Below are 22,561 nucleotides of genomic sequence, written 5' to 3' on the forward strand. Positions count from 1 at the left end.
GATGCGGGCATGTCGCTGCCGCACGCCATCCTGACCGCCCTGCTGGAGAAGCCGTCCTCGGGCCTTGAGCTGGCACGCCGCTTCGACCGCTCGATCCGCTACTTCTGGTCCGCGACGCACCAGCAGATCTACCGCGAACTGGGCCGGCTGGAGGAGGCGGGGCTGATCCGGGCCCTGCCCGCGGCGCAGCCCGCCCGCGGCCAGCGCAAGGAGTACGAGGTGCTGCCCGCGGGCCGTGCCGAACTCACCGCCTGGGTGGCGGCCACCGAGGACCCCAAACCCATCCGCGACCCGCTGCTGCTGCGGCTGCGCGCCGCGGCGGTGGTCGGGACCGACGGGCTCGCGGCCGAGTTGCGGCGCCATCTGGAGCTGCACGAGCGGCAGTTGGCGGAGTACGCCGAGATCGAGCGGCGCGACTTCCCGCCGGGGCGCGGCGCCGACGAGGACCGGCTGCGGCACCTGGTGCTGCGTGCGGGCATCGACCTGGAGACCTTCTGGTCGCGGTGGCTCGGCGAGGCGGTCGCCGAGGTCGAGCGGATGGGGCGGCCCTGATCTGCCTCCGGGTTCACTGGTCGGCGATGTCGTTGGCCGCGACGTGGCCGAAGGTCATCGCGGGGCCGATGGTCGAGCCCGCCCCGGCGCAACTGTGCCCCATGACGGCCGAGCTGGCGTTGCCCGCGGCGTAAAGGCGCGCGATCGCCGTCCCGTCGGGGCGCAGCACACGGGCGCGGACGTCGGTGCGCATGCCCCCCTTGGTGCCGAGGTCCCCGGGGACGATCTTGAAGGCGTGGGAGGGCGGCAGCCAGAGCGGGGCCGGGCAGGAGTTCGGCAGCAGCGCGGGGTCGGTGCAGTGGTGGTCGTGGGCGCTGTCCCCCCGGAACTCAAGACGCACGCGTCCGTCACCGCGTCCGTCACCGTGTGCGGCGCACGGCCAGCAGTGCCGCGTCGTCGCCGAGGCCGCCGCCGCTCCAGGAGCGCAGATCGGCCAGCACCCGGTCGAGCAGGTCGTCCGGGTCCTGTTCCGGCATCTCCCGCACGCGGTCGGCGAGCGGGTAGAAGCGGCCCCGTCGGTCGCGGGCCTCGACCACACCGTCGGTGAAGAACAGCAGCAGGTCGCCGCGGTGGAAGGGGACCGTCCGCGGCCGGTAGCGGTCGCCGGTCAGGGCGAGGAGCCCGAGCGGCGGCGCCGCGGGCTCCGGCGTCAGCTCGGTCACCGTGCCGGCGCGCCGCAGCAGCGGCGCGGGATGGCCGCAGTTGACGAGCACGGCGGCGTCGCCGTCCTCCGGGACGGTCAGCAGCACGGCGGTGACGAAGTCCTCGCTGCCGCCGCTGCGGGAGAGCGCGCCGTCCAGCCGGACGGCCACCGCCTCCAGGTCCGGTTCGGAGCGGGCGGCCTCCCGGAAGACGCCCAGGACGTCGGCGGCGGTCTCCACGGCGGTCAGTCCCTTGCCGCGCACGTCGCCGAGCAGCACCCGCACCCCGTGGTCGGTCGGCACCACCTCGTACAGGTCCCCGCCGATACGGGCCTCCGCCTCCGCCGCCACGTACCGCACCGCGACACGCAGCCGTCCGATCCGGGGCGGCGCGGGACGCAGCAGGGCGCTCTGCGCCGCCTCGGCGACCCCGCGGACCCGGGCCAGCTCCCGCTCCCGCCCGGTGATCAGGACGACGGCGCCGGTGCTGGTGAAGGTCACCGCGAGCACGGTGATCGCGGAGGCCACGTGGACCAGCGCCGGGACCCCGTGGTTCGCCGCCGCGAGCACGAAGACCAGGCCGATCGCGAGCGCCCCGGCCGCCAGCGGCCCGCGGGCGCGGCGGGAGTGCGCACCGGCGAGCACCGGAAGGGCCGCCAGCACGGGGGCCAGGGTGGTCTGCGGGCCGCTGGTCAGGTCCAGGACCACGCATGCGGCGATCAGCAGGTAGGCCATGGCCAGGAAGCACAGCGCCCCGCGGGACAGTGCGAGCGGGGCTGCCGCGGTGTGCAGGTGCGGGCCTCGGGCCATCGGTGCCGGCCCTCCTGTCGCCGTGCGGGACCCCCTGTCTCCATCTTCGCCGCACCGGGCGGGGAGCGGCGGGAATGGACGCGAAGGCCCCCGTGTTGAGGAGGACGTCCGAAGAAAATGAAAACCATTATGGAAGAAGAGGGCACCGCATGGCACGCAGCGAGCAGCGCCCGGTGGTCACGCTCCGGTCGACCGCCGGCACCGGCACGACCTACGTGACCCGCAAGAACCGGCGCAACGACCCGGACCGCATGGTCCTGAGCAAGTACGACCCGGCCGTCGGCCGTCACGTGCCGTTCCGCGAGGAGCGCTGACACCGGCGAGGCCGACCGTCCCCCGTCCCTTCCCCAGACTGGAGCACACCGTGCAGCACACGATCCACCCCGTCTACCGTCCGGTCGTCTTCCGCGACCGCGCCGCGGACCACGCCTTCCTCACCCGCTCCACGATGACCAGCGAGAAGACCGTCGTCTGGGAGGACGGGAACACCTACCCGGTGGTCGACGTGGAGATCTCCTCCGCGAGCCACCCGTTCTACACCGGCAACGCCCGCGTCCTGGACACCGCCGGACGCGTCGAGCGGTTCGAGCGCCGGTACGGGGCCGGCGCCCGCCGGAGCTGACGACCGCCGACGGCCGCGGCGCCGCTCAGGTCTTGCGGAAGGTGTAGGCGTCCTGGGCCGCCGCGGCCACGGCGTCCAGGTCGGCGCCCGCCGACGCGGTGACCACCGCGGCCACCGCGCCCTCGGCGAACGGCGCGTCGACCAGCCGGGTGCCGGGCGGCAGCTCGTCCTCGTCGGCGAGCAGCGTCTTCACCGTCAGGACCGCGCTGCCCAGGTCGGCGAGGACGGCGACGCCGTCGCCCTGGTCGACCGCGTGCGCGGCGGCGGCGATCTTCGTGGCGTCCGTGCCGAGTCCGCCGCCCGGCGCGCCGCCGGCGGCGGCCACCGGCACCCGGGCCCCGCCGCCGCTGAGGCCGGTCGCCATACGGGCGACCGACTCGGCGACCTCGGCGCTGTGCGACACCAGCACCACTGCGACCGTCATGACGCACCGCCCCGCGCGGTGCCGGCCAGGGCGCCCACCAAGAGGGCCGAGGAGGTCGCCCCGGGATCCTGGTGGCCGATGCTGCGCTCCCCGAGGTAGCTCGCCCGCCCCTTGCGGGCCTGGAGCGGCACGGTCGCCAGCGCGCCCTCGTCCGCGGCGATCGCGGCCGCCGACAGCGCCTCCGCGAGCCCCGCACCCTTGTCGAGGGCGAACGACAGCGACTCCACGGCCGGCACCAGTGCGTCCAGCATCGTTTTGTCCCCCTGCGCCGCGCCGCCCAGCTGCGCCACTCCGTCGACCCCCTCCCGCAGCGCCTGTGCGAACTCCTCCGGCGCCACCTGGTGGGCGTCGCCCAGGGCCTTGCCCGCCTTGCGCAGCAGCGTCCCGTACAAGGGCCCCGAGGCCCCGCCGACCGTACTGATCAGCTGCCGTCCGACCAGCACCAGCACACCGCCCGGGGTGTCCGGCGGCTCCTTCTCCACCGCGGTGCGCGCGGCGATGAAACCCCGCCGCATGTTCGCGCCGTGGTCGGCGTCGCCGATGGGGGAGTCCAGCTCCGTCAGCCGGTCCGCCTCGCGCTCGATCACCGAGGCCGCGGCGGTGAGCCAACGGCGGAGGAAAGCCGTGTCGATCACCTGGCCCGCTCCGGTGGACGATGCCTCGCTCATCTCTCCCGCTCTCCTTCTGCTCGCTCAGGCGCCCCAGCGCAGGCCCGGCGTGCTCACCGGCGCGTCCCACAGGCGCAGCAGCTCCTCGTCCACCTGGCACAGCGACACCGACGCGCCCGCCATGTCCAGCGACGTCACGTAGTTGCCGACCAGTGTGCGGGCCACCGTCACACCGCGCGCCCCGAGCACACGGTGCACCTCGGCGTTGAACCCGTACAGCTCCAGCAGCGGCGTCCCGCCCATGCCGTTCACCAGCAGCAGCACCGGACCGGTCGGGCGGAAGTCGTCCAGGACGGCGTCGACGGCGAACTCGGCGATCTCGCCCGAGGTCATCATCGCCCGCCGCTCCCGGCCCGGCTCGCCGTGGATGCCGATGCCCAGCTCCAGCTCGCCCGCCGGGAGGTCGAAGGTGGGCGCGCCCTTGGCGGGCGTGCTGACCGCGGTCAGCGCCACGCCGAAGCTCCGCGAGAGCTCGTTGACGCGCCGCGCGACCGCCTCGACGCGCTCCAGCGGCGCCCCCTCCTCGGCCAGCGCGCCCGCGATCTTCTCCACGAAGAGCGTGGCGCCGGTGCCGCGCCGTCCCGCCGTGTAGAGGCTGTCGGTCACCGCGACGTCGTCGTTGACCAGGACCTTGGCGACCACGATCCCCTCGTCCTCGGCCAGCTCGGCGGCCATGTCGAAGTTGAGCACGTCACCGGTGTAGTTCTTCACGATGAACAGCACCCCGGCCCCGCTGTCCACCGCCGCGGCGGCCCGGACCATCTGGTCCGGGACGGGGGAGGTGAACACCTCGCCCGGGCAGGCCGCGTCGAGCATCCCGCGTCCCACGAACCCGCCGTGCAGCGGTTCGTGCCCCGACCCGCCACCGGAGACCAGCCCGACCTTCCCCGCGACCGGCGCGTCCCGGCGCACGACCAACCGGTTCTCCACGTCCACGGTCAGCTCGGGATGCGCGGCCGCGAACCCCCGCAGCGCGTCGGCCACGACGGTCTCCGGGACATTGATCAGCATCTTCATCGAACGGCTCCGTCCAAAGGCTGGGTCTGGCGGTGCTGCGCTGTGACATCAGCCTACGGATCAGCCGCGCGCCGTGGGCAGTCCTGATGACGCACGAGTCTCGTGTGCACCGTGCACGAGGCTTCAGCCGCGCTGGTCCCCGCCCCCGGCCGGTCCGGAGTACCGGCGGACGAGCTGCGCCTCGGCGTCGTCGAGGTAGGACGCCAGCAGCAGTTCCGCCTTCGCGGGATCGGCCGCCTCCAGGGCGGCGAGGATCTCCCGGTTGCCGCCCAGGTAGGGCGCGTGGAACTCGCGCGGGTCGTCCATCGCGTGGAAGGCCAGGCGCAGTTCGGCGAGCACGCCCGTCATGAGCCCGGTCAGCCGGGCGCTGCCCGCGAGGTCGACCAGCGCCTGGTGGAAGTGGATGTCGGCCGTGCCGAGCAGGCCCCACCGCTCCCCGGCCGCGGCCCGCTCGCCCTCCGCCACGGCCTCCGCCGCCCCGGTCAGGTCGTACGGCGGGGTCACGAGGCCGCGGATCACGGAGCACTCGACCAGGCGCCGCACCCGGTAGACGTCGACGACGTCCCGCACGGTCAGCACCCGGACGAAGACCCCGCGGTTGAGCTCGTGCACCAGCAGTCTCTCGTGCGTCAGCAGCCGGAAGGCCTCGCGGAGGGTGTTGCGGGAGACGCCCAGCGCCCCGGCGACGACGTCCTCGGCGAGCTTGGCGCCCGGCGGCAGGTGGCCCTCGGAGATCCGGCTGCGCAGCACGGCGGCGACACGGTCGGCGGTGCTGGAGCGTGCCAGCAGTGCGCGGTCGCCCACGAGGACCGCCGGATCCACCTCGGCTGCCATCGTCCCCGCCCCTCTCCGCTCCGCCGTGGGCCCGCGGCGCGGGCCCAGTCAATCCGAGAGCGGGGGACAAGACAACAGGACTCTTGTGGGATTGTTCAACAAGAATCTACGGTGAGCGAGCGCCGGGTACCCGTTCGCCACCGGCCCGCCGGAGACCGCAGCTCGCGTCGCCCGACCGGACGCGACCCTTCCCGAGGAGCTCGCCGCACCGATGACAGACCTCGTGATCGACCTCAACGCGGACCTGGGGGAGGGCTACGGGCGGTGGGTCCTCACCGACGACGAGGCCCTGCTCTCCGTCGTGACCAGCGCCAACGTCGCCTGCGGCTTCCACGCCGGGGACCCCGGCATCATGCGCCGGGTGTGCGACACCGCGGCCGGGCGCGGGGTGCGCATCGGCGCCCAGGTCTCCTACCGCGACCTGGCGGGGTTCGGCCGGCGGGCGATGGAGGTGCCCGCCGACGAACTGGCCGACGAGATCACCTACCAGATCGGCGCGCTGGAGGTCTTCGCCCGCGCCGCCGGGGCCCAGGTGGCGTACGTGAAACCGCACGGGGCCCTCTACAACAGGGTCGTCGTCGACGACGAGCAGGCCGCCGCCGTCGCCGCGGGCACCCGGCGGGCCGACCCGGCCCTGCCGGTGCTCTGCCTGCCCGGCTCGGCCATGGAGCGCGCGGCCCGGCAGGCCGGGCTGGACGTGGTGGGGGAGGCCTTCGCCGACCGCGCCTACACCGCCGCCGGCACACTCGTCCCGCGCGGCACCTCGGGCGCGCTCCTCGCCGACCCCCACGACGTCACCCGGCAGGCGGTCGCCCTCGCCCGCGACGGTGTCACCACCGCCCTGACCGGCGAGCGGGTGACCGTACGGGCGCGGTCGCTGTGCCTGCACGGCGACTCCCCGGACGCGGTGGCCACGGCCCTGCGGGTGCGGGCCGCGCTCGAGGACGCGGGCGTGCGGCTGGAGGCGTTCGCGTGAGGGTCCTCACGGTCGGGGAGGACGCACTCCTGATCGACCTCGCCACCGCCGAGGAGGCGCAGTCCTGGCACGCCGAGCTCCTGCGCCGCCGCGGCGAGGGCAGCCTCGGGCCGGTGCGCGAGATCGTCCCCGGCGAGCGGACCGTGCTGCTGTACGGGGTGCCGGACACCGCCGCGCTCCGCGCCGAGCTGCGCGGCTGGACCGTCGCGGTCCGGGCCGCCGGGAGCGGGCCGCTCGTGGAGATCCCCGTGCGCTACGACGGGCCCGACCTGGCGGTCGTGGCCGAGCGGTGGGGCGTTGCGGAGGAGGACGTGGCCGGGCTGCACACCGGTGCCGAACACCGCGTCGCCTTCTGCGGGTTCGCCCCGGGCTTCGCCTACATGACCGGCCTCGGCGCACGGTACGGCGTGCCGCGCCGGGCCGAGCCGCGCACCTCGGTGCCCGCCGGCTCGGTGGCCGTCGCGGGCCCCTACACCGGCATCTACCCGAGGAGTTCGCCGGGCGGCTGGCAACTGATCGGCACCACCTCCGTGCGCCTGTGGGACCTGGAACGCGAACCGGCCGCGCTGCTCGCGCCCGGCACCCGGGTGCGCTTCGTCCCCGTGCCCGCCGGGGCCGGCGCATGAGCGGGGGCGAGCTGCGGGTCGTCAGGGCCGGCGCGCTGACCACCGTCCAGGACCTCGGGCGGTACGGCCACGCGGCCCTCGGCGTCGCCCGCTCCGGGGCCCTGGACCGTCCGGCGCACCGGCTCGCCAACCGCCTGGTGGGCAACGCCGACGGCGCCGCGACCCTGGAGACCACGCTGACCGGGGTGACCGTGCGGGTCACCCGCCCCGCCGTCGTCGCGGTCACCGGAGCCCCGGCACCGGTCCTGCTCGACGGCCGTCCCGCCCCCTGGGGCACCCCCGTGCGGCTGCCGGCCGGGGCGGTGCTCGAGGTCGGGCCCGCCACGCGGGGCGTGCGCAGCTACCTCGCGGTCGGGGGCGGAGTGGCCGTGCCCGCGGTGCTCGGCAGCCGCTCCACCGACCTGCTGTCCGGGCTCGGGCCCGCCCCGCTCGGGGACGGTGACGTCCTGCCGCTGGGCCCGGGGGCCGGGCTGCCCGTCCATGCCGACCTGGCCCCGCACGCCGGTCCGCCGCGGGAGCTCGTGCTGCCGCTGCGGCTCGGTCCGCGCGACGACTGGTTCACGGCCGCGGCCGTACGAACCCTCGCGGCCGGCCGCTTCCGGGTGTCCGACCGCAGCAACCGCATCGGGCTGCGCACCACGGGGCCGGTGCTGGAGCGCGCCGTCCACCGGGAGCTGCCCAGCGAGGGCATGGTCGTGGGCGCGGTCCAAGTGCCGCCCGACGGCAGGCCGGTGGTCTTCCTCGCCGACTCGCCCACCACCGGCGGCTACCCGGTCGTCGGCGTCGTCCCCGAGCGCGGCCTGGCCGCGGCCGCGCAGGCCGTCCCGGGGCTGCCGGTGCGCTTCGTGCCCCGACGCTGAGGCCGGTCACGGCCCTTCCGGATTTCTGCAACGCGTTCTACTCTTGCGCCGTCGTCGCTCAGGGACGCGACCGGACCTCTGGAGGGGCCGTGCACCTGGACCACACCCCGGAGCAGCAGCGGCTGCGCGCCGAACTCAGGTCGTACTTCGCCGGACTGGTGCCCGACAACGCCTACGCCCGCCACTTCGACCGGGCCACGGCCAAGCGCTTCTACCGCGACACCGTCCGCCGGCTCGGCGGCGACGGCTGGCTCGGCGTCGGCTGGCCCGAGGAGTACGGCGGCCGCGGCATGACCCCCATGGAGCAGTTCATCTTCTTCGACGAGGCCGCCCAGGCGGGCGTCCCGCTGCCGCTGATGGCGCTCAACACCGTCGGCCCCACGATCATGCAGTTCGGCACCGAGGAGCAGAAGGCCCACTTCCTGCCGCGCATCCTCGCCGGCGAGATCGACTTCGCCATCGGCTACTCGGAACCGGACGCCGGCACCGACCTGGCCGCACTGCGCACCCGCGCCGTACGGGACGGCGACACGTATGTCGTCAACGGGCAGAAGATCTGGACCACCAACGGCGACACCGCCGACTGGGTCTGGCTCGCCGTGCGCACCGACCCCGGCGCCCCGCCCCACAAGGGCATCTCGATCCTCCTGGTGCCGACCACGGATCCCGGCTACTCCTGCACGATCATCAACACCCTCGCCTCCCACGACACCACCGCCAGCTACTACGAGGACGTCCGCGTCCCCGTGGCCCGCCGCGTCGGCGAGGAGAACCAGGGCTGGCGGCTGATCACCACCCAGCTCAACCACGAGCGCGTCACCCTCGCCGCCCACGGCACGATGGCGATCCGAGCCTTCCACGACGTACGCCGCTGGGCCGCCGACACCAAACTGGCCGACGGCCGCCGCGTCATCGACCTCGCCTGGGTCCGCGGCCGCCTCGCCCGCACCCACGCCCGCCTGGACGCCATGAAGCTGCTCAACTGGCAGATGGTCGACGCCCTCCAGCGCGGCACCCTCACCCCGCACGACGCCTCCGCCGTCAAGGTCTACGGCTCCGAGGCCCGTCGCGACGCGTACGCCTGGCTGATGGAGGTCACCGCCGCCCTCGGCCCCATGAAGGAGGGCTCCGCGGGCGCCCTCCTCCACGGCGAGCTGGAACGCGGCTACCGAAGCGCCGTCATCTTCACCTTCGGCGGCGGCAACAACGAGATCCAGCGCGAGATCATCTCCTGGATCGGGCTGGGCATGCCGCGCGTACGGCGGTGAGGCGGCCGGGCCGCGGCCAGGCCGCCGCCGGTCCTACGTCCACCGGCGCAGACGCGACGGGACCTCCGCTCGATGCCCGGCCGCCCGGAGCGGTTCTAGCGTGCGGTGCATGGAGATCCCCGAGCAGTACAAGTACGCCGTCATCCCGCACGCGTTGGTCGACGGGGCCGCCGAGGCGATCACGTTCTACGCCGCCGCGTTCGGAGCGACGGAGTCCTTCCGGCTCGAAGGCGACGACGGGCGGATCGTGCACGCCGAGATCAGGATCCACCGCTCCACCCTCATGCTCGGCGACGCCGAGGCCCCGGCCTCGCCCCCGTCCGCCGCGGCCGGGCCGTCCGTCGTCCTGCACGTCTACGTGCCGGACGTGGACGCCCTCACCGACCGGGCCGTGGCCGCCGGAGCCGAACTGCTCACGGCCCCGGCCGACATGCCCTACGGCGCACGCCAGTCGATGCTCAGGGACCCCTTCGGCCACGTCTGGATCTTCCTGACGCCGCTGTCCTGATGACCTCAGAAGTGGGTGGCGATGCCGAAGGCCTCGCGGAGCCGGAGCATGTCGTGGCGGTCCCGGTCGGTCGGCTCGTACCCCTGGTGGAAGTACACCTGCTGCTCGGCCGACAGGCACGGGACGACGGTCCGTCCGACCTCGCCGGTGACGAAGCACGCGGCCGGGTAGACGAAGGGCCGCCCCGGCTCCGGCGACGCCTGTTGCGCGCTCCCGTCGGCGGCGAAGGACAGCGGGTGCAGGTCGATCTCACGACCCCTGCCGTCGGTGACGACGAAGCGCACCGGCCGCCGGTCGAGGGTCTGGGTGAAGCCGGCCGCGGCCAGCGCCGCGACGACGGTGTCCTCCTGCTCGTGCCGGTGCATGAGGTCCAGGTCCCGGTGGTCGCGGGTCTGCCTGCGCAGCAGGGCGTCGACGCCCCAGCCGCCGCCCACCCAGACCTCCGCGCCCGCGCTCCGCAGCAGGTGCAGGATCTGCACCACGTCCGGCCCGGTCATCATCGCCGCATCCCCCCTCGCCGGTTCGAAGCCCCAGGGTGCCACCCCGGAGCGGATCACGGGGCCGGGCACCGCGGAGTATGCTGGAGGCAGCGGTGGTCCCTGGTGACCGCCGCGCGGCGGTGGGGCCCGCCGTACCCGAACCGCGGTGAGGATGCCGCCAACGGTCCCTACTTGTGACGGAACGCGCCCGCAGCAGGGCGCCTCACGAGTAGGAGACGCATGACCTCACCAGCCCCCTTCTCCCCGATGACCGAGCCCGTGTCCCCCGACGTCGAGCCGCAGCCGTCCCTGCCGCGATCCGCGCGGATACGGGAACAGGCGCCGGTCGTCGGCGTGGTCGCGGTCGGCGGAGCGCTGGGAGCGTGCGCGCGCTACGGCGCGGGCCTGCTGTGGCCCGGTGCGCCGGGCGCCTTCCCGTGGACCACCTTCGGTGTCAACGCGCTCGGCTGCGCCGTGATCGGCGTGTTCATGGTGGTCATCACCGAGATGTGGTCCGTGCACCGGCTCGTGCGCCCGTTCTTCGGCACCGGCGTGCTCGGGGGCTTCACCACCTTCTCCACGTACGCCGTCGACATCCACGGCCTGGTGGAGGGCGGTCACGCCGGTGCCGGGCTGGCCTACCTCGCCGCCACGCCGCTGGTCGCCCTGGCCGCGGTGTGGGGCGCGGCACACGCGGCCCGTCGCCTGATCGTTCGGAGGCAGACATGACACGGCTGCACGGCACCGCGATGCGGTTGACGATCCTCATCGGCGACAACGACACCTGGCACCACAAGCCGTTGTGCTCCGAGATCACCCGCCGCGCCCACGACGCCGGCCTGGCCGGCGCCAGCGTCTTCCACGGGGTGGAGGGCTTCGGCGCCTCCTCGCTGATCCACACCAACAGGCTGCTCTCGCTGAGCGACAACCTGCCGGTGGCCGTCGTCATCGTCGACCACGAGGAGCGCGTCCGCGCGTTCCTGCCGCAGCTCGACGAACTGGTCACCGAGGGGCTGGTCACCCTCGACGAGGTCGAGGTCATCCGTTACGTGGGACGGGGGAACCACGGGTGAACTGGGTGCTCGTCATCGCCGGGGCCGTGGTCGGGGCACCGCTGCGCTACCTCACGGACCGCGCCGTCCAGGCCCGGCACGACACCGTGTTCCCGTGGGGCACGTTCACGGTCAACGTCGTCGGCTGCCTCGTCCTGGGGCTGGTGGCAGGCGGGGTCACCTACGGGGCGGCCTCCCATTCGGTCCAGCTCCTGGTCGGCACGGGTTTCTGCGGGGCGCTGACCACCTACTCGACCTTCTCGTACGAGACCCTGCGGCTGGCGGAGACCGGGGCGCGGTTCTTCGCCGTCGCGAACGTCGTCGCCAGCGTGGTCGCCGGGATCGGCGCGGCCTTCACCGGGGCCGCCGTGGCCCAGGCGATCTGGGCCTGAACCGCGCCCGGCACCGGAAGGCCGCAGAACAGGACGTTCCCGGCGACCCACCTAAAATGAGAGGAGTCCACACTCCGGCCCGTCGCCCGGAGCGGACGCGGGTGCGTTCCCCGCCGACAGGCGCCGCGAGGCGTGCGCCGCGTGCCGGGCGACGGGGCTCCCACCGCGGGAGGGCACCATGTCCCTGGCTCAGCGTTCCCCCACCCGGATCCAGACGGCGGGCCACACCCAGACCCCACCGGCCGACATACGCGACTCGCTGTTCACGGCACCCCTGCTGCTGATCGGCGGGTGGCTGTTCGCCGCCGGATGGGCGCTGGCGTATCCCGACACGCCCATCGGCAACAACGTGCGGATCGTCGACCTGGTCTTCTCGACCATCATCCTGCTCAACGCGATCGCACGGGCGGCTCGGACCCGGGGGCCCGGCAGCGACGTCATCACCATCGTGTGCGGTGCCTGCCTGGTCGCCTCGCCCTTCGTCTTCGGCTACTTCGACGACCCGGGCGCCGGTCTCGCGCCCCTCAACCAGATCGTGACGGGCGTGGGCCTGATCGTCCTGGGCGCGGTGAGCCTGGCCCTGATCGAGCGACGGCGCTCCCACCCGCCGGGTGACGCCGCGCCCGCCCGCTGACACGCCACCGAGGGAGGGCCGCGCGGGGCAGACCCGGCGCCCCGCGCGGCCCTATGCTCGGCGCTGCGGGCACCAGGCCGGAGGCCGCCGCCCCGGTCGCGGGTGGGGCCGGCCGTGGTCGCACGGCGACAGGAGGCTGCGATGCGCGACGCCGACCCCGGGCTCTTCGGGCCCGGCTCGGTCACCTGGCAGATGCACGGCGACCCCATGATGTGGATCGCCGGCGTACGGGCGCTGTACCTGCAGGCGCTGCACCCGCGCGCGGTGCGCGGCGTCACGCAGAACTCGGACTTCCGCCGGGACGCGTGGGGCCGTCTGCTGCGCACCGCGGACTTCGTCGGCACGATCACCTACGGCACCACGCTGCAGGCCGAGCGGGCCGGGGCCAAGGTGCGCGGCATCCACCGCCGGCTGTCCGCGACGGACCCGGACAGCGGCGAGCGCTTCCCCGTCGACGATCCCGGACTGCTGCTGTGGGTGCACTGCGCCGAGATCGACTCCTACCTGGAGGTCGCGCGGCGCTCCGGCTTCCCCCTGTCCGACGCGCAGGCCGACGCCTACGTCGCCGAACAGCGCGAGGCCGCCCGGCTGGTGGGCCTGGACCCGGCGGAGGTCCCCGGCGACACCGAGTCGCTCGCCGCCTACTTCGAGAAGGTGCGGCCGGAGCTCGCCGCCACCCCCGAGGCCCTGGAGGTCTTCGCCTTCCTGCAGGGGCCGCCCGTGCCCTGGGCGCTGCTGCCCCTGCGGTTCGCCGTGTGGGGCCGGGCCACCGCACTGGCCTACGCCGCGCTGCCACCCTTCGCCCACGAGCTGTACGGGCGGCCCGCCCCGGCCGTCCCGGTCACCGGGCGGCGGCTGCGCGGCACGGGCCTGCTGCTGCGCACGGTCCCCTCCTACGTGCGCTGGCAACTGCCCCCCGGGCACATCCTCAAGGCGGTCGGACGCCTCGGCCCCGGCACGCACCCGTCCACCCACCGGCTGCGCGAACAGGCGCGTTCCCTGGGGTAACGGCGGGTCCCCAAGCGTGCCCCCCGCGGCCATACTGGGTGCGGGGAGAGGCGGACGACCGGGGGCGGCGCACACCATGACGGCAGGTCGGTACGACAGGGGAACACTGCTGCGCGACCGCTACCGGCTGCGGGAGCGGATCGGGCGCGGCGGCATGGGCGAGGTCTGGAAGGCGCTGGACGAGTCGCTGGGCCGGGAGGTCGCGGTCAAGTGCCTGAAACCGACGAGCCCTTCACTGGACCCGTCCGTGCACCGGGTGCTGCGGGAGCGCTTCCGCCGCGAGGCACGGGTCGCGGCGGCGCTCCAGCACCGCGGCGTCACCGTCGTCCACGACTTCGGTGAGAGCGAGGGCGTGCTCTTCCTCGTCATGGAGCTGCTCGACGGCCGCAACCTGCGGCAGTTGCTCGGTGACAACGAGGGCCGTCCGCTGCCCGTCCCCGACGTCACCGACATCGCCGTGCAGATCGCGGCGGCCCTGGCGTACACCCACGCCCGGGGCATCGTGCACCGCGACCTGAAGCCGGCGAACGTCATGCGGCTCGCCGACGGCGACGTGAAGATCTGCGACTTCGGCATCGCCCGCCTCGGCCACGACATCGGCTTCACCTCGCGGCTGACCGGCACCGGGGTCGCCATGGGCACCCCGCACTACATGTCGCCGGAGCAGATCGGCGGCGAGGACGGGATCGACCACCGCAGCGACCTCTACTCGCTCGGCTGCGTCCTCTACGAGATCGCCACCGGCGCGCCGCCCTTCGATCTTGACGACACCTGGGCCGTCCTCGTCGGCCACCGCGACACCCCGCCCCGGCCGCCGCGCGAGCACCGGCCCGACCTGCCCGGGGAACTGGAGCAGCTCGTCCTCGACCTGCTCGCCAAGAACCCGGAGGACCGCCCGCAGAGCGCCGCCGACGTGGCCGGACGGCTCAAGACGCTCCGGGACGGCGGGCAGGGCGGGCACGGCGGCACCCGCCCCGAGCCCGGGCTGCCCTCCTGGGCGCGCCGTCTGGAACTGCGGTCGGGGGCGCCCGGCATGCACGGCACCGCGGCCCTGGCGAGCCGGCACACCACGGCCGTCGGACTCGCCCGGCTGGGCCGCTGGTCCGAGGCCGAACGGTCGCACCGCGCCGTCGCCGAGGAGCGCGAACGGCTGCTCGGGGCCACCCATCCCGACACGCTCACCAGCCGCTACGAACTCGCCCTGTGCCTCAGCCGCGGCGGCCGCCACGCCGAGGCGCTGCGCGCGTACGAGGAGGTGGCCGCCGCCCGGGCGCAGGCCCTGGGCGCGGATCACCCCGCCGTGCTCGCCGCCCGCCAGGAGGCCGCCTACGCCCTCGGACGGCTCGGCCGCCACGAGGAGGCCCGCCAGGGGTACACCGCGGTGCTCGCCGCCCGTGAGGGGCGGCAGGGCACCGACCATCCCGACACCCTGCACTGCCGGCACAACCTCGCCGTCACCCTCGGGATGCTCGGCCGTACGCAGGAGGCGTACGCGCTGGCGGCGCAGGTCGCGGACTCCCGCACCCGCGTCCTGGGCCCCGCCCACGCCGACACGCTCACCACCCGCTGCGAGGTCGGCCATCTGCTCGGGCTCCTCGACCGCTGGCCGGAGGCCCGCGCCACCTACGCCCACGTCGCCGCGACCCGGGCCGCACTGCTGGGGGCCGACCACCCCGACACCCTGGCAACCCGCCACGAACTGGGCATCTGCCTGGGGCGGATGGGCCTCGGCGCCGAGGCCCACGAGCTCTACACCGACCTCGTCGCCCTCCGCACCCGTCTGTCGGGCCCCGCCCACCCCGACACCCTCCGCGCCCGGCACGGCCTCGGGGTCAACCTCGGCCGTCTCGGCCGCTGGAGCGACGCCCTCGCCGAGGCCCGCGACGTCGCGGCGGTCCGCACCCGCGTGCTCGGCACGGACCACCCCGACACGCTCGTCAGCCGCCGCGAGATCGCCGTCGCCCTGGGCTGGCTGGGGGACTGGCGCGAGGCCCTGGCCCTCCACGAGGCCGTGGCGGAGGCCCGCGAGCGGACCCTCGGCCCGGAGCACCCCGACACGGTGGCCAGCCACGAGGACCGGGCACGCTGCCGTGAACAGCTGGCCTGCCCTGCTGACCGGACGACCGGATGACCCGTGCGACTCCGGGGACGGAGGCGGCTCTCCGGGCGCGCGTTCCGTGTCCGGAGGCGGCCGATGAGAAGCCGCCGCGGAGCTCGCCGTGCCTGTCGAGGGCGGCTTAGGCGGTGGTCGCCGCACCGCCGCCGTGGAAGGGGTGTGCCGAGCAGTCGGTCGCGGCTTCCGGCTGCGGGTCCGGAGTCGCGGGGGAGGGGTTCTGCCGGGCCTGCCTCGGACGAGCTGCGTAGGCCGTGTTCCCGGCGCCGTGGCCCTGGCGCGCCGAGTACCCGGTTGCGGCGGTCGGCCGCGGGTTCCGGGTGCAGGGGCGGCCGGTGGGAAGCCGGCGCGGCGGACGCCGTGGCGGAGTCCGTCGTGCCTGTCGAGGGCGGCTTAGGCGGTGGTCGCCGCACCGCCGCCGTGGAAGGGGTGTGCCGAGCAGTCGGTCGCGGCTTCCGGCTGCGGGTCCGGAGTCGCGGGGGAGGGGTTCTGCCGGGCCTGCCTCGGACGAGCTGCGTAGGCCGTGTTCCCGGCGCCGTGGCCCTGGCGCGCCGAGTACCCGGTTGCGGCGGTCGGCCGCGGGTTCCGGGTGCAGGGGCGGCCGGTGGGAAGCCGGCGCGGCGGACGCCGTGGCGGAGTCCGTCGTGCCTGTCGAGGGCGGCTTCGGCGGTGGCCGCCGCACCACTTCGGCGGAAGCGCCTGTGGGACCGCTGGGGGCTGCGCTCCTGGCGCGCCCGGAACCCCGCGCGCGGGGTTCCGGGTTCAGGGGCGGCCGGTCAGGCGGGACTGCGCTGCCTTGCGGAAGGCCGCCACCAGGCGGTTGCCGTCGCCGGCGCGGGTCGCCAGGACGACGTGGCTCGGCTCGACGTCTTCGAGGGGGATCGCGGTGAGGTCGGGGCGCAGGCCGCCGCGGACGCCCGCCGAGATGGTCACGGCCTGCCCGGCGGCGACCACCTCGAACTTGTCCTCGACGGCGTCGATGAGGGGGCCGTCCGGCGCAGGGCTGCCGTCGGGGCGGGGGTCGATCCGCCAGAACGCGCTCCACGACGGGTCCGACTGCCGTACCCGGGGCAGGGGTTCGCCGGCGATGTCGTCGAGCGTGACGGACTCCTTGCCCGCGAGGCGGTGGTCCAGTGGCACCACCAGCACCCGGGGTTCGTCGTACAGCACGGTCACGTGCAGCCCGCCGGTGGGGAACGGCAGCCGCGTGACCAGCGCGTCCACCCGGTGGTCCAGCAGTGCCGCGCTCGCCTCGTTCCAGGGCACGTGCTGGGTGCGCACGTCGGCGTCGGGATGCCGGTGGCGCAGTTCCCGCACCGCGGGGGTGACGATGAGGCCCGCGGTGTAGCCCACGGTGATCCGGCTGGGCCGGGCGGCGGCGCGGGTCTCGGCCGCGGCACTCGCGGCGGAGCGCAGCAGCGCCCTGGCGCGGGGCAGGAAGACCTCCCCGGCCTCGGTGAGGACGGTGCCCCGCGGGGTGCGGTCCAGCAGGCGCGCGCCCAGTTGCTGTTCGAGGCGGCGGACCTGCCGGCTCAGGGACGGCTGCGTGACGTGCAGCGCCTCGGCGGCCCGGCCGAAGTGCCGGTGCTCGGCGACGGCCGTGAAGTAGCGCACGAGCCGCAGGTCGAGGTCCGGCGGCGCGGAGGAGGACTCGGACATGACGCCCAGCCTAGTCCGCCCCGTCCCCTTCCACCTGGGGTGATGCCCGGAACGCATTGCGCCGTGCAGAACGGGCCTTGGACCGTGGGTGTTCCCGGCCCGCACGATGGAGACCGCCCCGGCCGCGCCGCCGGCACCGCGCGAGGGGCGGCACCACACCACCTCATCGAAGGATCGCAGCATGCGTGTATTCGTCACCGGCGCCACCGGGCACATCGGGACCGCCGTCGTCGCCGAACTCCTCGGGGCCGGGCACGAGGTCGTCGGCCTCGCCCGCTCGGACCGTTCCGCCGCCGCCCTGACGGCCGCGGGGGCCGGGGTCCACCGCGGCAGCCTGGAGGACCTCGACGGCCTGCGCCGCGGCGCCGCGGAGGCCGACGGCGTCATCCACCTGGCCTTCGGCCACGACTTCTCCGACTACGCGGGCGCGGTCGCCACCGACCTGCGGGCCGTCGAGGCGATGGGGGACGCGCTCGAGGGCTCCGGACGCCCCTTCGTGATCACCTCCGGCACGCTGATGCTCGCCTCCGCCGTCGCGGGCCGCCCCGGGACGGAGGACGAGGCGGCGCCCCCGGCATCTCCCCGTGGCGAGGCGGAGAACGCGGCCGTCGCGCTCGCCGCGCGCGGGGTCCGGTCGTCGGTCGTCCGCCTCGCCCCGTCCGTGCACGGCCCGTCCGACCGGCACGGCTTCGTCCCGCGGCTGATCGGCATGGCGCGCGACAAGGGCGTCTCGGCGTACGTGGAGGACGGCGCCACCCGTTGGCCCGCCGTCCACACCCTGGACGCGGCGCGCCTGTTCCGCCTGGCCCTGGAAGCGGCGCCGGCCGGCTCGCGGCTGCACGGGGCCGGTGACGAGGGCATCCCGTTCCGGGAGATCGCCGAGGCGATCGGGCGCGGCCTGGACGTCCCGGTGAAGAGCGTGCCGCGCGAGGCGGCGGAGGAGCACCTCGGCTTCCTGTCCGGCTTCGTGACGCTGGACAACCCGACGTCGAACGCGCGCACCAGGGAGCTCCTGGGGTGGCGCCCCGAGCACCCCGCGCTGCTCCGGGACCTGGCGGAGGGCCACTACTTCGACCGGTCCGACGCCTGATCCGCGACGGCGGACGGCGGATAGCCTGCGGCCATGACCGGGCAGTCGTACGACGCTTCGCGCATCACCGTCCTGGACTTCGACGCGGGGGTGCGCGCCTGGCCGGGGAGGTACTTCCGGTTCGGGCAGGGCGATCCGCGGCTGCCGACCGCCGTGCTGTCCGCCGTCGCCGGGCACGTCATGCACCCGGCGGCCGCGGTCGCCCCGTCGCATTCGCTGAGCGGGCTGGTCGAGATCACCGCTGACCTCTCCTTCACGGTGACCCTCGACGAGCCGCACTCCTGGGAAGGGCAGGAGGGGCCCGCCCCCGGGTACTTCGGCTCGCTGCTCGGCCCCGCGTGGCTCCTGCCGGCCGCCGCCGCGGCGCTGAGCACGCGCACGGTGGTGGAGATGTGGTGCGGAGGCCGCGGTTTCCGGCAGGAGTCGACGGGGCTCAGGCCCGTCTCGGCGCCGCTCGAGCAGGCGGCGCCCGCAGGGTGCGGGAGCCGGTGGGAATTCGCCCTGGACGGCGGGCACTTCGGGCCGGGCGCCGCCCTCGCCCCGGAGCCGGGACAACTCGATCCGTGCGAGCCCGCCTGTGCGGGGCCCGCGGGGCCCGGCCGGGTGGTCGTCCGGGACCTCCGCGACGGCGGGTGGGGAGAGGTGTGCTTCCCTAAAATCTGACGCTGCATCAGAAAATCTCTTCCCCCGGCCGGTCCGCTCGGGCATCCTGCCCCCATGGAGACGGAGCTGAGCAAGAGGCTGGGCATCGAGCACGCCATCTTCGGCTTCACGCCGTTCCCCGCCGTCGCGGCCGCGATCAGCAAGGCCGGGGGCATGGGAGTCCTCGGGGCGGTGCGCTACACCGCGCCCGACGAGCTGGCCCGGGGCCTGGAGTGGATGGAGGCGCACACCGGCGGCCGGCCGTACGGGCTGGACGTCGTCATGCCGGCCAAGAAGGTCGAGGGCGTCACCGAGGCGGACGTCGAGGCGATGATCCCGGAGGGGCACCGCCAGTACGTCCGGGAGGTGCTGGCCAAGCACGGCGTGCCCGAGCTGGAGCCGGGCGACCCCACCGGCTGGCGCATCACGGGCTGGATGGAGCAGGTGGCCCGGTCGCAGCTCGACGTCGCCTTCGACTTCCCGATCGGCCTGCTCGCCAACGCGCTGGGCTCCCCGCCCGCGGACGTCGTACGGCGCGCCCACGACCGGGGCGTCCCCGTCGCAGCCCTCGCCGGCAGCGCCCGGCACGCCCGGCACCACCAGGAGGCGGGCATCGACATCGTCGTCGCGCAGGGCTACGAGGCCGGCGGCCACACCGGCGAGATCGCCGGCATGGTGCTGGTGCCGGAGGTCGTCCGTGCCGTGGACCCGCTGCCCGTGCTCGCCGCCGGAGGCATCGGCACCGGTGAGCAGGTCGCCGCGGGACTGGCGCTGGGCGCCCAGGGCGTGTGGCTGGGCTCGGTGTGGCTGACCACCACGGAGGCCGAGCTCCCCTCCTCCGCCCTGGTCCGCAAGCTCCTCGCGGCCGGCTCGGGGGACACCGTCCGCTCGCGCGCCCTGACCGGCAAACCGGCCCGCCAGCTGCGCACCGAGTGGACCGACGCCTGGGACGGCCCGGCCGGGCCCGGAGCGCTGCCGATGCCCCTGCAGGGCCTGCTGGTCGCCGACGCGATCACCCGGATCCAGAAGTACGAGGTGGCGCCGCTGCTCGGCACGCCGGTCGGCCAGATCGTGGGACAGATGCGCGAAGTACGCAGTGTCCAGGCGGTCTTCGACGACCTGACCCGCGGCTTCGAGCGGGCCGTCGACCGCATCAACCGCATCGCCGGACGCACCTGAGGAGGCGGCACCCATGACACCGACCACGGCGAACGCCCCCAACGGGTTCTGGGCCCAGGCCGCCGCCGACCCGGAACGGGTCGTGCTCACCTCTCCCGACGGCGACCGGTGGAGCGCCCGGCGGCTGCACGAGGAGTCCAACCGCCTCGTCCACGGACTGCGCGCCGCCGGGCTGCGGACCGGCGACGCCTTCGCGGTCGTGCTGCCGAACGGCGCCGAGTTCTTCACGGCGTACCTCGCCGCCTTCCAGGCCGGGTTCTACCTCGTCCCGGTCAACCACCACCTGGTGGGGCCCGAGATCGCCTGGATCGTCGCCGACTCCGGCGCGAAGGGCCTCGTCGCCCACGAGCGCTTCGGTGACCAGGCACGCGCCGCCGCCGACGAGGCGGGACTGCCCGGGACACGCCGGTACGCCGTCGGCGCCACGGGCATCGACGGCTTCCGCCCGTACGCGGAACTGCAGGCAGGCATGCCCGGCACCCCGCCGAGGGAGCGCACCACCGGCTGGGTCATGAACTACACCTCCGGCACCACCGGCCGCCCCCGCGGCATCCGGCGCGCGCTGTCTGGCAGGCCTCCCGAGGAGACCCACCTCGGCGGCTTCCTCGGCATCTTCGGCATCCGCCCCTTCGACGGGAACGTCCACCTCGTCTGTTCGCCGCTGTACCACACGGCGGTGCTGCAGTTCGCCGGCGCCGCGCTGCACATCGGCCACCCGGTCGTCCTGATGGACAAGTGGACGCCCGAGGAGATGCTGCGGCTGATCGACGTCCACCGCTGCACGCACACCCACATGGTGCCGACGCAGTTCCACCGGCTGCTGGCCCTCCCGGAGGAGGTCAGGAGCCGCCACGACGTCTCCTCGATGCGGCACGCCATCCACGGCGCCGCGCCCTGCCCCGAGCACATCAAGCGGGCCATGCTGGAGTGGTGGGGGCCGTGCGTCGAGGAGTACTACGCGGCCAGCGAGGGCGGCGGCACCTTCGCCTCCGCCGCCGAGTGGCTGAAGAAGCCCGGCACGGTCGGCAGGGCGTGGCCGATCAGCGAGATCGCCGTCCACGACGACGACGGCAACCGGCTGCCGCCCGGTGAACTCGGCACCGTCTACATCAAGATGAACACCCCCGGCTTCCGCTACCACAAGGACGAGGCCAAGACCCGGGCGAGCCGCATCGGCGACTTCTTCACCGTCGGGGACCTGGGCTACCTGGACGAGGACGGCTACCTCTACCTCCGCGACCGCAAGATCGACATGATCATCTCCGGTGGCGTCAACGTCTACCCCGCCGAGATCGAGGCCGCGCTCCTCAGCCACCCCGCGGTCGCCGACGCGGCCGCCTTCGGCATCCCCCACGACGACTGGGGCGAGCAGGTCAAGGCCGTCGTCGAGCCCGCCCCCGGCCACGAGCCCGGGCCGGAGCTGGCCGCCTCCGTCCTGGCCCACTGCGAGGAGCGCCTGGCGGGCTACAAGCGCCCCCGGTCGGTGGACTTCGTCGCCGAGATGCCGCGTGACCCCAACGGCAAGCTCTACAAGCGCCGGCTCCGCGACCCGTACTGGGAGGGCCGCGCACGGCCGCTGTGACCGCCCGGCCGCCCGGCGCCCGGACGGCCGGACGGCCGTGTCCGCCGGGGCGCCGGGCGGGGCGGCGGCGCCTACTGTGGAGGCGAGGGAGGCACATCCGATGACCCGACCCGTCACCGTGGGCCTGGACGGCTCGCCGGAAAGCCACGCCGCCATGCACTGGGCGGCGGGGGAGGCGCTGCGGAGATCGGTGCCGCTGCGCCTGGTGCACGCCGGGGGACACCCGTACGGCGACGCGGTGGTGCGCGAGGCCGCACAGGAGCTCGCCGAGCGCCATCCGGAGCTGCCCGTGACGACGGACGTGGCCGACGGCCCGCCGGCGGAGCTGCTGGTCGCGGAGGCGGGCCGCAGCGAGTTGCTCGCGCTCGGCTCGCAGGGGCTGAGCGGGCTCAGCGGCTTCCTCCTCGGGTCCGTGGGGCAGGCGACGCTGGCCCGCGCCGAGGGCCCCGTCGTGGTCGTCCGCACCGGCCAGGACGAGGGAGCCGGGGACGACCGGCGGCCCGTGGTGCTGGGCTTCAGCCTGCGGCAGGGCGCGGACGACGTGATCGCCTTCGCGGTGGAGCACGCGCGGCGGCGCGGGGTGCAGCTGCGGGTGGTCCACGCGTGGTCGTACCCGCCGACGTACGGATACGTCCCCGCGGCCATGGACCCCACCTGCGGCGCGGAGATCTCGGCGGCGGAGCGGCACGCGGTGCAGGCCGCCCTCGCGCCGTGGCGGGAGAAGGCGCCCGGTGTGGAGATCACGGAGGAGGTCGCCGCGGGCAACGCCGCGCAGCCCCTGGTGGACGCGGCGGCCGGCGCCTCGCTGCTGGTCGTCGGACGGTGCCGGAACCGGCACGGAGGCGCGGGCCCGCACCTGGGCCCCGTGGCGGCCGCGGTGCTGCACCACGCGGCCTGCCCGGTGGCCGTCGTCCCGCACTGACGC

General features: G+C 74.9%; 26 protein-coding genes and 1 pseudogene. 19 read left to right on the top strand and 8 right to left on the bottom strand.

The genetic code is table 11. The features are described 5' to 3' along the window. Positions 1-9: 9 nt before the first annotated feature. Entirely contained in the window at positions 10-552 is a 543-nt protein-coding gene (locus tag ACFYYN_RS27765; RefSeq protein ID WP_499510640.1) for a PadR family transcriptional regulator, read from the top strand. A 13-nt stretch (positions 553-565) separates the two neighbouring features. On the opposite strand, the pseudogene ACFYYN_RS27770 reads toward ACFYYN_RS27765, so the two are convergent. Both ACFYYN_RS27770 and ACFYYN_RS27775 read right to left on the bottom strand, forming a co-directional pair. Then, positions 566-877 (bottom strand): annotated as a pseudogene (locus tag ACFYYN_RS27770) (FAD-binding protein); the annotation flags it as partial. 34 nt (positions 878-911) lie between these two features. Continuing rightward, entirely contained in the window at positions 912-2,003 is a 1,092-nt protein-coding gene (locus ACFYYN_RS27775; protein ID WP_500547935.1) for a PP2C family protein-serine/threonine phosphatase, read from the bottom strand. A 149-nt stretch (positions 2,004-2,152) separates the two neighbouring features. Between ACFYYN_RS27775 and rpmG the strand changes: the two genes are divergently transcribed. After that, positions 2,153-2,317, top strand: coding sequence for a 50S ribosomal protein L33 (gene rpmG / locus ACFYYN_RS27780; RefSeq protein WP_499510637.1), 165 nt, complete (start codon positions 2,153-2,155; stop codon positions 2,315-2,317). 50 nt (positions 2,318-2,367) lie between these two features. Beyond that, on the top strand, positions 2,368-2,625 hold the full coding sequence (locus tag ACFYYN_RS27785; RefSeq protein ID WP_499510636.1) for a 50S ribosomal protein L31: 258 nt from the start codon (positions 2,368-2,370) through the stop codon (positions 2,623-2,625). Positions 2,626-2,650: 25 nt separating this feature from the next. Here ACFYYN_RS27785 and ACFYYN_RS27790 read toward each other — a convergent pair whose 3' ends face one another. The 4 genes from ACFYYN_RS27790 to ACFYYN_RS27805 all read right to left on the bottom strand — a co-directional run bounded on the left by ACFYYN_RS27790 (position 2,651) and on the right by ACFYYN_RS27805 (position 5,568). Continuing rightward, positions 2,651-3,049, bottom strand: coding sequence for a PTS-dependent dihydroxyacetone kinase phosphotransferase subunit DhaM (locus ACFYYN_RS27790; protein ID WP_500547936.1), 399 nt, complete (start codon positions 3,047-3,049; stop codon positions 2,651-2,653). Continuing rightward, positions 3,046-3,717: a dihydroxyacetone kinase subunit DhaL gene (dhaL, locus tag ACFYYN_RS27795; protein WP_500547937.1), complete on the bottom strand. Its 672-nt coding sequence runs from the start codon at positions 3,715-3,717 to the stop codon at positions 3,046-3,048. Before dhaL ends, ACFYYN_RS27790 begins: the two co-directional genes overlap by 4 nt. Positions 3,718-3,741: 24 nt before the next feature. Continuing rightward, positions 3,742-4,734, bottom strand: coding sequence for a dihydroxyacetone kinase subunit DhaK (gene dhaK / locus ACFYYN_RS27800; protein WP_500324290.1), 993 nt, complete (start codon positions 4,732-4,734; stop codon positions 3,742-3,744). 123 nt (positions 4,735-4,857) lie between these two features. After that, complete coding sequence (locus tag ACFYYN_RS27805; RefSeq protein ID WP_500547938.1) at positions 4,858-5,568, bottom strand: GntR family transcriptional regulator; 711 nt, start codon at positions 5,566-5,568, stop codon at positions 4,858-4,860. A 211-nt stretch (positions 5,569-5,779) separates the two neighbouring features. Here ACFYYN_RS27805 and ACFYYN_RS27810 point away from each other — a divergent pair, with 211 nt between their 5' ends. The 5 genes from ACFYYN_RS27810 to ACFYYN_RS27830 all read left to right on the top strand — a co-directional run bounded on the left by ACFYYN_RS27810 (position 5,780) and on the right by ACFYYN_RS27830 (position 9,806). Then, positions 5,780-6,544, top strand: a complete 765-nt coding sequence (locus ACFYYN_RS27810) for a LamB/YcsF family protein (protein ID WP_500547939.1) — start codon at positions 5,780-5,782, stop codon at positions 6,542-6,544. After that, entirely contained in the window at positions 6,541-7,170 is a 630-nt protein-coding gene (locus ACFYYN_RS27815) for a 5-oxoprolinase subunit B family protein (protein ID WP_500547940.1), read from the top strand. Before ACFYYN_RS27810 ends, ACFYYN_RS27815 begins: the two co-directional genes overlap by 4 nt. Beyond that, on the top strand, positions 7,167-8,030 hold the full coding sequence (locus tag ACFYYN_RS27820) for a 5-oxoprolinase subunit C family protein (RefSeq protein WP_500357413.1): 864 nt from the start codon (positions 7,167-7,169) through the stop codon (positions 8,028-8,030). Before ACFYYN_RS27815 ends, ACFYYN_RS27820 begins: the two co-directional genes overlap by 4 nt. An 89-nt stretch (positions 8,031-8,119) precedes the next feature. Further along, entirely contained in the window at positions 8,120-9,298 is a 1,179-nt protein-coding gene (locus ACFYYN_RS27825) for an acyl-CoA dehydrogenase family protein (protein WP_500547941.1), read from the top strand. Positions 9,299-9,407: 109 nt separating this feature from the next. Then, on the top strand, positions 9,408-9,806 hold the full coding sequence (locus tag ACFYYN_RS27830; protein ID WP_500547942.1) for a VOC family protein: 399 nt from the start codon (positions 9,408-9,410) through the stop codon (positions 9,804-9,806). Positions 9,807-9,811: 5 nt separating this feature from the next. Here ACFYYN_RS27830 and ACFYYN_RS27835 read toward each other — a convergent pair whose 3' ends face one another. Continuing rightward, positions 9,812-10,306: a nucleotidyltransferase domain-containing protein gene (locus tag ACFYYN_RS27835; RefSeq protein WP_500547943.1), complete on the bottom strand. Its 495-nt coding sequence runs from the start codon at positions 10,304-10,306 to the stop codon at positions 9,812-9,814. A gap of 219 nt (positions 10,307-10,525) precedes the next feature. On the opposite strand from ACFYYN_RS27835, the gene ACFYYN_RS27840 reads away from it, so the two are divergent. From ACFYYN_RS27840 to ACFYYN_RS27865, 6 genes are all read left to right on the top strand, one after another. After that, positions 10,526-11,014 (top strand): fluoride efflux transporter FluC, encoded by a 489-nt coding sequence (locus tag ACFYYN_RS27840; protein WP_500547944.1) that lies wholly within the window; start codon positions 10,526-10,528, stop codon positions 11,012-11,014. Then, a complete protein-coding gene (locus tag ACFYYN_RS27845; protein ID WP_500547945.1) occupies positions 11,011-11,358 on the top strand; it encodes a DUF190 domain-containing protein in 348 nt (115 codons plus the stop codon). The genes ACFYYN_RS27840 and ACFYYN_RS27845 overlap by 4 nt, the downstream gene beginning before the upstream one ends. Further along, positions 11,355-11,729, top strand: coding sequence for a fluoride efflux transporter CrcB (gene crcB / locus ACFYYN_RS27850; RefSeq protein WP_500324281.1), 375 nt, complete (start codon positions 11,355-11,357; stop codon positions 11,727-11,729). The genes ACFYYN_RS27845 and crcB overlap by 4 nt, the downstream gene beginning before the upstream one ends. Positions 11,730-11,907: 178 nt before the next feature. Further along, entirely contained in the window at positions 11,908-12,363 is a 456-nt protein-coding gene (locus ACFYYN_RS27855; RefSeq protein WP_500547946.1) for an SPW repeat domain-containing protein, read from the top strand. A gap of 141 nt (positions 12,364-12,504) precedes the next feature. After that, positions 12,505-13,371, top strand: coding sequence for an oxygenase MpaB family protein (locus tag ACFYYN_RS27860; protein ID WP_500547947.1), 867 nt, complete (start codon positions 12,505-12,507; stop codon positions 13,369-13,371). Between the two features lie 76 nt (positions 13,372-13,447). Beyond that, positions 13,448-15,502 carry a serine/threonine-protein kinase gene (locus ACFYYN_RS27865; protein ID WP_500547948.1) on the top strand — a complete coding sequence of 685 codons (2,055 nt, stop codon included), beginning with the start codon at positions 13,448-13,450 and terminating at the stop codon, positions 15,500-15,502. A 744-nt stretch (positions 15,503-16,246) separates the two neighbouring features. Here the strand turns inward: ACFYYN_RS27865 and ACFYYN_RS27870 are convergent. Then, on the bottom strand, positions 16,247-17,143 hold the full coding sequence (locus tag ACFYYN_RS27870) for a LysR family transcriptional regulator (protein ID WP_500438533.1): 897 nt from the start codon (positions 17,141-17,143) through the stop codon (positions 16,247-16,249). A 181-nt stretch (positions 17,144-17,324) separates the two neighbouring features. On the opposite strand from ACFYYN_RS27870, the gene ACFYYN_RS27875 reads away from it, so the two are divergent. The 5 genes from ACFYYN_RS27875 (at position 17,325) to ACFYYN_RS27895 (ending at position 22,558) form a co-directional block, all read left to right on the top strand. After that, complete coding sequence (locus ACFYYN_RS27875; protein WP_500547949.1) at positions 17,325-18,233, top strand: SDR family oxidoreductase; 909 nt, start codon at positions 17,325-17,327, stop codon at positions 18,231-18,233. A 33-nt stretch (positions 18,234-18,266) separates the two neighbouring features. After that, entirely contained in the window at positions 18,267-18,896 is a 630-nt protein-coding gene (locus ACFYYN_RS27880; protein ID WP_500547950.1) for a hypothetical protein, read from the top strand. Between the two features lie 54 nt (positions 18,897-18,950). Further along, positions 18,951-20,054 (top strand): NAD(P)H-dependent flavin oxidoreductase, encoded by a 1,104-nt coding sequence (locus ACFYYN_RS27885; protein WP_500547951.1) that lies wholly within the window; start codon positions 18,951-18,953, stop codon positions 20,052-20,054. 13 nt (positions 20,055-20,067) lie between these two features. Continuing rightward, the gene (locus tag ACFYYN_RS27890; RefSeq protein WP_500547952.1) at positions 20,068-21,636 is read left to right on the top strand and encodes an acyl-CoA synthetase; all 1,569 of its coding nucleotides are present in this window, start codon (positions 20,068-20,070) and stop codon (positions 21,634-21,636) included. Positions 21,637-21,736: 100 nt separating this feature from the next. After that, the gene (locus ACFYYN_RS27895; protein WP_500547953.1) at positions 21,737-22,558 is read left to right on the top strand and encodes a universal stress protein; all 822 of its coding nucleotides are present in this window, start codon (positions 21,737-21,739) and stop codon (positions 22,556-22,558) included. Positions 22,559-22,561: the final 3 nt, after the last annotated feature.

Source organism: Streptomyces sp. NPDC001902, assembly GCF_042891295.1.
GTDB lineage: Bacteria > Actinomycetota > Actinomycetes > Streptomycetales > Streptomycetaceae > Actinacidiphila.